Consider the following 2,562-nt stretch of genomic DNA (forward strand, 5'->3'; position numbering starts at 1 on the left):
CCACAGGACTAAACCGCTCGCGCGGTAGGGCGCTGCTGCGGTCAGCGTAGCCAAGACGATAGCGCAACGGGGCGTCCTGTCTTGAGATGAGGGGTTCGCAACCTTCACTCAAAACAGGAGCATCCCCATGACCGACGAGGCCGTAAGCCCGTTGCGCCGGCGCATGATCGAAGACATGACGATCCGCAAATTCGCGCCGAAGACCCAACATGACTACGTGCAAAGAATCAAGAGCTTCGCGGCGTTCCTCGGGCGGTCGCCGGATACGGCAAGCTTCGAGGACGTGCGCCGCTACCAGCTGCATCTGGCGCAAAGCGGCGTTGGCGTGCCGACCATCAATCAAACCGTCGCGACGCTGCGGTTCTTCTTTAAGGTCACGCTCAGGCGCCACGAGATCGTCGAACACACCCATGTCATTCACGAGCCGCGCAAGCTGCCGGTGGTGCTGAGCCCCGAGGAAGTGGCGCGATTGCTCGAGGCCGCGCCGGGGCTGAAGTACAAGGCGGCGTTGAGCGTGGCCTACGGCGCCGGCCTGCGCGCCGCCGAGGTGGTCTCGCTCAAGGCCTCCGATATCGACAGCAAACGCATGATCATCCGCGTCGAGCAGGGCAAAGGCGGCAAGGACCGTAACGTCATGCTCTCCCCACACTTGCTCGATCTGCTACGGACCTGGTGGAAGGCGGCGCGCCCGCGGGGCTGGCTGTTCCCGGGCCGCGATCCGGCGCAGCCGATGACCACGCGCCAGCTCAACCGCGCCTGCCACGCCGCTGCCGAGATGGCGGAGATCAACAAGCGCGTCTCGCTGCACACCTTGCGGCACAGCTTCGCCACCCACCTGCTCGAACAGAACATCGACGTCCGCGTCATCCAGGTGCTGCTCGGTCACGCCAAGCTCGACACCACGGCACTCTATACCCGCGTCGCCACCAAGACGATCAGCGAGGTCATGAGCCCGCTGGAGCACATCGCGCTCAAGCTGAAGGCGGTCCGGCCGCCCGGCTGACGCGGGACACATGTCGCGCCCGGCTCTGGAGGTTGCGGATATCTTCCGCAGCCACGGTCCGGCATGGCGTCAAGCCCATGCCGGCCATGTCAGCCTCGGCCAATTGAAGGTGATGTCGGCAATCGAGCGCTGCCGCACGGCGGAACTCGGTGGCCACGTCGCGCGCTGCGCGGACTGCACCTACACCACGATCGCTTACAACTCCTGCCGCAACCGGCACTGCCCGAAGTGCCAAGGCGCCGCCGCGAAGGACTGGCTTGCCGACCGCGAAGCCGAGCTGTTGCCGGTGCCGTACTATCACGTCGTGTTCACGCTGCCTGCAGCCATCGCCGACATCGCCTATCAGAACAAGGCCGTTCTCTACGATCTGTTGTTCAAAGTCTCGGCCGAGACGATGCTGACGATTGCCGCCGATCCGAAGCATCTGGGTGGGCGGATCGGCATCACCTCCGTGCTGCACACCTGGGGCTCGGCGCTCACCCATCACCCGCATGTCCACATGATCGTGCCGGGTGGCGGCATCTCGCCCGACGGCCAGCGCTGGGTGTCCTGCCGGCCGGGGTTCTTCCTCCCCGTACGCGTGCTCTCCCGCCTGTTCCGGCGCCTGTTCCTGGACAAGCTCGTCGCCGCCCACCAAGCCGGCCGCCTCAGCTTCTTTGGCGACAACAGCCGGCTCGCCGATGCCCAACGCTTCGCAGCCTTTCTGGCGCCGCTCCGCACGGCGGAGTGGGTCGTCTACGCAAAGCGGCCGTTCGGCGGACCTGAGGCGGTGCTGGCTTATCTCGCGCGCTACACCCACCGCGTGGCCATCGCCAACAGCCGCCTGATCGCCTTCGACGAACGCGGCGTCACCTTCAAGTGGAAGGACTACCGCATCGAGGGCCGCGATCGATACCAGCAAATGACGCTCGCCACCGACGAGTTCATCCGCCGCTTCCTCATCCACGTGCTGCCAAAAGGCTTGCATCGCATCCGCCACTACGGCCTGTTCGCCAAAGGCGCTTGCGCCGACAACGTCGCACGTGCGCGTGAGCTGCTCGCCGCTTCAAACGCCCAGCGCGAGCCCACCAGTGCCGCCACCGATCCCAGCAAGCCGACCTGTCCATGCTGCGGCGGTCGCATGATCATCATCGAGGTGTTCGCGCGCGGTGCAACGCCACGGCATCAGCCGGCAACTCCAGCGACCGTCATCAGGATCGACACCTCATGACCACATCACAATTCCGCAAATCTGCGCGTCATGCCCGCCGGCCCTCGACCGGCCACAGCGGGGCGCGCCCCAATGTCCGCCAGTCGTTGCAATTCGTTCGGCAATTCACAGGGCTCGACGCTACCCGCCGCTCATTCGTCAGCCGCTTCACCGTCGAAAAGCTCGTGGCATCGGCTCGATTCAAATCAGCCAGTTCGCCCGTGGCGCTCAAATCCCCATAGCGCCTGCAGCACCGCCTCACGTTCCCTTAAGCGCGGTTTCCTCCCTTGGAGGCTTTCGGACGCCGGCCGCCGAATACGCGGCGCCGTCCCTCAAGCGGCCGGCGTCCGAAACCCTTCACAACAACGGA

2 protein-coding genes are annotated in these 2,562 nt (G+C 65.3%); both read left to right on the forward strand.

Features of this window, described 5'->3' with window-relative positions:
* Nucleotides 1-127: 127 nt before the first annotated feature.
* A complete protein-coding gene (locus tag AC628_RS41645; RefSeq protein ID WP_210190345.1) occupies nucleotides 128-1,003 on the forward strand; it encodes a tyrosine-type recombinase/integrase in 876 nt (291 codons plus the stop codon).
* A gap of 10 nt (nucleotides 1,004-1,013) precedes the next feature.
* Nucleotides 1,014-2,213: an IS91 family transposase gene (locus AC628_RS41650; RefSeq protein ID WP_074132563.1), complete on the forward strand. Its 1,200-nt coding sequence runs from the start codon at nucleotides 1,014-1,016 to the stop codon at nucleotides 2,211-2,213.
* The last annotated feature ends 349 nt before the right edge of the window (nucleotides 2,214-2,562 follow it).

This window comes from Bradyrhizobium sp. NAS96.2 (assembly GCF_001908235.1).
Classification (GTDB): domain Bacteria; phylum Pseudomonadota; class Alphaproteobacteria; order Rhizobiales; family Xanthobacteraceae; genus Bradyrhizobium.

Coding starts and splice junctions, on each gene's coding strand:
- AC628_RS41645 (WP_210190345.1), top strand. CDS start 128: ATGACCGACGAGGCCGTAAGCCCGTTGCGCCGGCGCATGATCGAAGAC.
- AC628_RS41650 (WP_074132563.1), top strand. CDS start 1,014: ATGTCGCGCCCGGCTCTGGAGGTTGCGGATATCTTCCGCAGCCACGGT.